General features: G+C 62.7%; 8 protein-coding genes and 1 pseudogene. 3 read left to right on the top strand and 6 right to left on the bottom strand.

From position 1 onward, the window contains the following. Positions 1-97: 97 nt before the first annotated feature. The 4 genes from GQO94_RS20610 to GQO94_RS20595 form a co-directional block, all read right to left on the bottom strand. Positions 98-325, bottom strand: coding sequence for a DUF167 domain-containing protein (locus GQO94_RS20610; protein WP_156843244.1), 228 nt, complete (start codon positions 323-325; stop codon positions 98-100). Then, positions 325-633, bottom strand: a complete 309-nt coding sequence (locus GQO94_RS20605) for an alkylphosphonate utilization protein (RefSeq protein WP_156843243.1) — start codon at positions 631-633, stop codon at positions 325-327. The genes GQO94_RS20610 and GQO94_RS20605 overlap by 1 nt, the downstream gene beginning before the upstream one ends. 21 nt (positions 634-654) lie before the next feature. Then, positions 655-918 (bottom strand): helix-turn-helix domain-containing protein, encoded by a 264-nt coding sequence (locus GQO94_RS20600; RefSeq protein WP_156843242.1) that lies wholly within the window; start codon positions 916-918, stop codon positions 655-657. Between the two features lie 514 nt (positions 919-1,432). Beyond that, positions 1,433-1,636, bottom strand: coding sequence for a DUF5818 domain-containing protein (locus GQO94_RS20595; RefSeq protein WP_156843241.1), 204 nt, complete (start codon positions 1,634-1,636; stop codon positions 1,433-1,435). 143 nt (positions 1,637-1,779) lie between these two features. Between GQO94_RS20595 and GQO94_RS20590 the strand changes: the two genes are divergently transcribed. Then, positions 1,780-2,175 carry a hypothetical protein gene (locus tag GQO94_RS20590; protein WP_156843240.1) on the top strand — a complete coding sequence of 132 codons (396 nt, stop codon included), beginning with the start codon at positions 1,780-1,782 and terminating at the stop codon, positions 2,173-2,175. Between the two features lie 85 nt (positions 2,176-2,260). On the opposite strand, the gene GQO94_RS20585 is transcribed toward GQO94_RS20590, so the two are convergent. Both GQO94_RS20585 and GQO94_RS20580 read right to left on the bottom strand, forming a co-directional pair. Then, the gene (locus GQO94_RS20585; protein ID WP_156843239.1) at positions 2,261-2,761 is read right to left on the bottom strand and encodes a hypothetical protein; all 501 of its coding nucleotides are present in this window, start codon (positions 2,759-2,761) and stop codon (positions 2,261-2,263) included. Positions 2,762-2,826: 65 nt separating this feature from the next. Next, positions 2,827-3,252 (bottom strand): annotated as a pseudogene (locus GQO94_RS20580) (hypothetical protein); the annotation flags it as partial. Between the two features lie 110 nt (positions 3,253-3,362). On the opposite strand from GQO94_RS20580, the gene istA reads away from it, so the two are divergent. Both istA and istB read left to right on the top strand, forming a co-directional pair. Then, a complete protein-coding gene (gene istA / locus GQO94_RS20575) occupies positions 3,363-4,877 on the top strand; it encodes an IS21 family transposase (protein ID WP_156843238.1) in 1,515 nt (504 codons plus the stop codon). Further along, on the top strand, positions 4,864-5,592 hold the full coding sequence (gene istB / locus GQO94_RS20570) for an IS21-like element helper ATPase IstB (protein WP_156843237.1): 729 nt from the start codon (positions 4,864-4,866) through the stop codon (positions 5,590-5,592). The genes istA and istB overlap by 14 nt, the downstream gene beginning before the upstream one ends. Positions 5,593-5,715 lie beyond the last annotated feature (123 nt).

Below are 5,715 nucleotides of genomic sequence, written 5' to 3'. Positions count from 1 at the left end.
GCGGCCCGATCACTCCCCATTCCTCGTCTGTAACGCCGATCCGCTCGCCCAAGGCCGCCTCCAAAAGCCAGCCTTGAATCAGCGACCGAGTCCCCCGTCAAGCTTTGTCCACGAAGCCTAGAAGGCGCAGGATCGCATCATTGGCCTTGCCGCCCTCGGCTGTCGCCGTGGTTCGCACCAGGAGTTCCAATGACCCGGCGTCCGACGGCAGAAGGATCGCATCGGCCGAGGCGTTCGGCGTGGCGCGTAGTGCGAGCCGTCCATCGTCATCCGCCAGTTCGCGGATTTCAGTGGCGGAGGGCATCGGGATCCGGCGCCGCGCCATCAGCGCTTGCGGACGAACTCGGCGCGCAGCACGAGGCCCTTGATACCGTCGAACTTGCAATCGATTTCCTGGGCGTCGCCGGTCAGGCGGATGGACTTGATGAGCGTTCCGCGCTTGAGCGTCTGACCCGCGCCTTTGACGTCTAGATCCTTGATCAGCGTCACCTGATCGCCGTCGGCGAGAAGGTTGCCGACGGCATCGCGGACCTCCAGTTGAGCAGCGTCGCGTTGTCGCTGGGCAAGTTCGGAAGCCGGCAGCCATTCGCCGCTTTCGTCGTCATAGACATAGTCATCGCTGCTATCGGTCATCTGTCCCTGTCCTTCCGTCATTCACCCTTTGGCCGCGGTAGCCTGGCGCAAGCGCACACCGCGTCCCCCGGTCTGACTGGGTGCATTCTCGCCGATCAACTCGACACCCGCGCGTTCAAGCGCGGAGACGACCTTGACCAGCGTTTCCACGACCCCTCGCACCTGCCCGTCCGACGCTTCCATGCGCTGGATCGTGGGAAGCGATACGCCCGCCAGTTCCGCCAGCCGTTTCTGGTCAATGCTGAGCAACGCGCGGGCCGCGCGCATCTGCTGTAAGGTGATCATGCAGCCTTATGATGTTTAATGCATCATGTTTCAATCTTATCATATCATGATGCATATGCTACACACCATCCAAACGAAAAGGGACTGTGGCAGGCTTGGCCTTGTGACGCACATGGCAATACCGCGGACAAACGGGCGCAACCGCGCACGGGGGATAGTCGCCCTATGAAGACGGGCAAGCGGTTCAGGGGATTTCTCCTGCTTCAAAATATGATGTTGAAGGATTTCGTCCGGGAGGGAAGCGTGCGTCAATCGCTTGCGCGCGCGGAGATCGACCGACTTTGCCGGCTGGAAGCGTTGAACGCTGCGGAACTTGCCCGATGGGAGCGTGATCTATCCATAGGCTGTGACCAATAGACATGCCGGCAGAATGTCGGCCAGTAAGGAGCCGACTTCCATCGTAAGCGGCCTGCGCGCCGTCCTGCTCGCTGACGTTGGCGTGTGATCTCAGAGCCGATTAGTGGACGGCCCTGTTCTGAAGCATAGGTCGGCCCTTACCGTGATCATCCGGCCATCAGGCCGGACCGATCCACAGCAATTCGAGGATGCTTGCCCCGCGCTGCCAGGCCTCGACCCGAACCCGCTGATCCTGATGCGGCCGAAGATCGGAGTCTGTCTGAAGGCGCCAGAGAGGCCCCTCCTCGACCTCCAGAAACGGGCCGCGTTCATTGAGTCGCAATATCCCGTGCAATCGCAGCGGCGCCTTGCTGTCAGTCATGAGCGAGCGCCTCCAGGATGGAGACTACCAAAGACAGAATCGGCGAAAAATACGAAACAGACATTGCTCCCGCATGGCATAGGCGCGCTCGGGCTTGCAATCTTGTTCATTCTATGTTCTCAGGAATCCTGAGGAGCCACGCCATGATCCGCGAATATCTCGCCAGCTATGACTATAACTTGCCCTTGGACGATGCGGCGGTCGATCCTGACCTGCCGCTGGTTCGCCGCAGGCTTGCGAGTCTCGCGGCGAACGAGGGTCTGGACGGCGGCTATTATGAGGCCCAGGAGATGGCCGAGGCGTTTCTCGATGCCGCCCGGGAGGCGAATGCGGGGATCGAGGAAGAGAATAGCCCTGCCCGCGTTCGGCTGCGTGACATTTTGGATCGCGACCTTGCCTATCAGCATGAGCTGTTCGACGAAGTTTGCGAACTGCCATTGGCGGACGCAGCGGCGCATCTCGCCTGGCTCGCCGATCTGATGAGGCGTCGGGCCGACATGGCTCGGCCGATCGCGGCCGTGCTCGGCTATCGCCACTGACGCTGCCCTCACCGGTACAATCGAGCCTTTGCCGCGTTTCGTCTTCGACATGCGATGGCGTTGCGGCGCGCGCGATGCATGACGTTCAGGCGTTTCCCAGGCGGTTGGCGACCGAGCGAACGATGCGGGCTTGTTCGGGGCCGAGTGTGGCGAGGAGTTTCAGCTCCGCGTCCGTGAGTTCTCCCTCGGTGGCATAGGCATCGATAGTATAGCTGCCCCGCGCGAAGGTGTCGGCCGAGGGCGGCACCATATCAGTATAGGATTGCGGCCAGAAGCAGATGAGCAACCAGGGCCAGTCCGGTATCTGGGGCTCATAACGAGCGAAGATGATCTCGCTGGTGCGCAGGCCAGACGGGCGTCGGTCGAGAAGAGCAGGCGCTACAAGGGTCATCCGCGGCTCGCACAGATATGCCTCGAACTCGTGCATCTCCGCGAGGCTTTCGAGGATGACCGGATAGTAGCGGCCGAGTGCCAGACCTCCCCCGGAAAAGCGAAGTGGGATATCGATCAGCAGGATATCCGGCAATGTCGGGAGGGGTCGATGATAATAGAGCCTCCTTGCTGCCAGTTCGTCGATAAGTCGCATCGAGGCAGTTTTTCGGCGATGCTGCTGGGCAGTCAACAACAGTCGCAGACAGATTGACGGGATCGTCATGCCGCGAGACGCTCGACACCCGCATTGAAGCGATCGATCCAGTCCCGCATCGTCGGACGTTCGGCGAGTGGGATCTGGGCCGCGACGCTTTGGAAATCGATCAGATCAACCGGAGCGCCGGCAATGATGACGTCTATTTCCGAAGCGGGGAGCAAAGCGCGTTCGCGGATGAACCGGGTCATCGAGCCTGGACGCTCACGTGTTGACGTCCGCCACAGACCCTCGACCGTCACAAGGCGTGGTGCGGCGCGAGCCTCGACCAATATGATCAGACGGAGACACCAGCGCGGGAGGCTCATCAGCTCGCTGCTTTTCTGTGCCAGGCAGAGCCAGCAGGCGGATTTGATCGGTACGGGTAGACCTTCGGCTCGGATCCGCGCGATGCAGGCGTCGCGATCCCAGGCCCAGGCGCGTAAGGGGTGTGGATCGGCGTGCAAAAAGGACCCCGTTAGCGGGGTGATCGGCGTCTAAAAGGGACCCCTCATTTCGATGGTTTAAGCAGCTGCCTGGATTATCAGGCGGCGAGATCGGGATGTTGGTTTTGGAGACAGTGGTTCGGATCCGGCGCGAGTATGCCGGAGGCAAGGCGATCAAGGCGATCGCGCGGGATCTGCATGTGTCGCGGAAGGTCATCCGCAAGGCGATCCGGGCGCCGGAAGGCGTATTCGACTATCAGCGCAAGGTTCAGCCGTTACCGCGGATCGGGCCGTTTCAGGCTCGGCTTGATACGTTGCTGGAAGAGAACGAGGTGCGGGGCAGGCGCGAGCGGCTGCGGATGACGCGGATCCATGATCTGCTGGAGTGCGAGGGTTTTGAGGGTTCCTACGATGCCGTGCGGCGCTACGCGGCGCGCTGGAAGGCCGACCGGCGCAAGGATGCCGGCGATGGTGTCATCGCCTTCATTCCGCTGACGTTCAAGCCGGGCGAGGCCTACCAGTTCGACTGGAGCCATGAAGATGTGGAGCTCGCCGGCAAGCCGATGCGCGTGAAGGTCGCGCATATGCGGCTGTGTGCATCGCGGGCGGTCTATGTCCGGGCGTATCCACGCGAGAGCCAGGAGATGCTGTTCGACGCGCATGCGCGCGGCTTTGCTTTCTTCGGCGGCGTGCCGGGCCGCGGCATCTACGATAACATGAAGACGGCGGTGACGAGCGTGTTCACCGGCAAGGAGCGGGCCTTCAACCGGCGGTTCCTGATCATGACCGACCATTATATGATTGAGCCAACCGCCTGCTCGCCGGCGGCGGGATGGGAGAAGGGCCAGGTCGAGAACCAGGTGCAGACGATCCGGGGCCGCTTCTTCCAACCCCGGTTGCGGTTCGCCAGCCTCGACGAGCTCAATGGCTGGCTGGAGGCCGAGTGCCAGCGCTGGGCGGAACGGCAGGCGCATCCCGAACAGGGTGAGCTGACCGTGGCGCAGGCGCTGGAGATCGAGCGATCGGCACTGCAACCGACGCTGGGACCGTTCGACGGCTTTAACGAGAGCGAGCATGCGGTGACGGGCACCTGCCTTATCAGCTTCGATCGCAACCGCTACTCGGTTCTCTCGACGGTGGCGCGGCGGACGGTGCAGGTCCGGGCCTATGCCGACCGCATTGTCGTGCGCTGCGGCGAGGAGGTTGTCGCCGAGCATCCCCGCTACTTCGGGCGCAACCGCACGATCTATGACCCCTGGCATTATCTGCCGGTGCTGGCCCGCAAGCCCGGAGCGCTGCGGAACGGTGCCCCCTTCCAGGACTGGGATCTGCCGCCGGCGCTGGCGCGCCTGCGCCGCAAGCTTGGCAATGGCGACGATGCCGACCGCCGGTTCGTCCGTGTGCTGTCGGCCGTGCTGACCGATGGTCTGGAGCCGGTCGAAGCGGCCGTGCGCGAGGCACTGGCAACCGGCACGGCAAGCGACGACCTGATCCTGAACATTCTTGCACGACGCCGGGAGCCGCCACGTCCGCTCACGATCATCACCTCCGAGGACAGCGCCTTGCGCCATCCGCCGATCGCCGACTGCGCCCGTTACGACCAGCTGAGGACCTTCGATGCAGCGGCATGACATGATCGAGGCCATGCGCGGGCTCGGGCTCAAGGGCATGGCGGGCGCGTTTGACGACGCGGTCACCACCGGCCTTCAGCGCCAGCGCACCATGATGGAGATACTTGCCGACCTTCTGCGCGCGGAAGCGACGCATCGTCATGCCGCATCGATCCGATACCGGATGGCCGCCGCCAGGCTGCCGGTCGTGAAGGATATCGATGCCTTCCGGTTCGAGGGCACACCCATCAACGAGGGGCTGGTGCGTTCATTGCACAGCGGCGCGTTCCTGCCGGCACAGCGCAATATCGTCCTGGTCGGCGGCACAGGTACCGGAAAGACCCATCTGGCTATCGCCATCACCGCCAATGTCGTTCGCTCCGGTGCGCGGGGCCGCTACTTCAACACCGTCGATCTGGTGACCCGCCTCGAAGAGGAGGCCAGGATCGGCAAGAGCGGCGCTCTTGCCGCCCAGCTATCCCGCCTCGACCTGATCGTGCTCGACGAACTGGGATATCTGCCGTTCGCCCGCTCCGGCGGCCAGCTGTTGTTCCATCTGATCAGCAAGCTCTACGAGCAAACCAGTGTGATCGTCACCACCAACCTTGCCTTCGGGGAGTGGCCCACCGTGTTCGGGGATCCCAAGATGACCACCGCACTCCTGGATCGCGTTACCCATCATTGCGACATCGTCGAGACCGGTAACGACAGCTGGCGCTTCAAAAACCGAAGCTGACGTGAGAACGGCGGTGCAAAATTAGACCACGGTAGCGGCGGCGAAGTGCTGCTGCGGGCGGCGTAAAAGTCGTCCACTTTTTCCCTTTCGCGATGGCGGCGAGGGGGATGAGGGATTTACACC

This window comes from Novosphingobium aquimarinum (assembly GCF_009746585.1).
GTDB lineage: Bacteria > Pseudomonadota > Alphaproteobacteria > Sphingomonadales > Sphingomonadaceae > Novosphingobium > Novosphingobium aquimarinum.
This window is presented reverse-complemented; position numbering and strand designations above follow the sequence as displayed.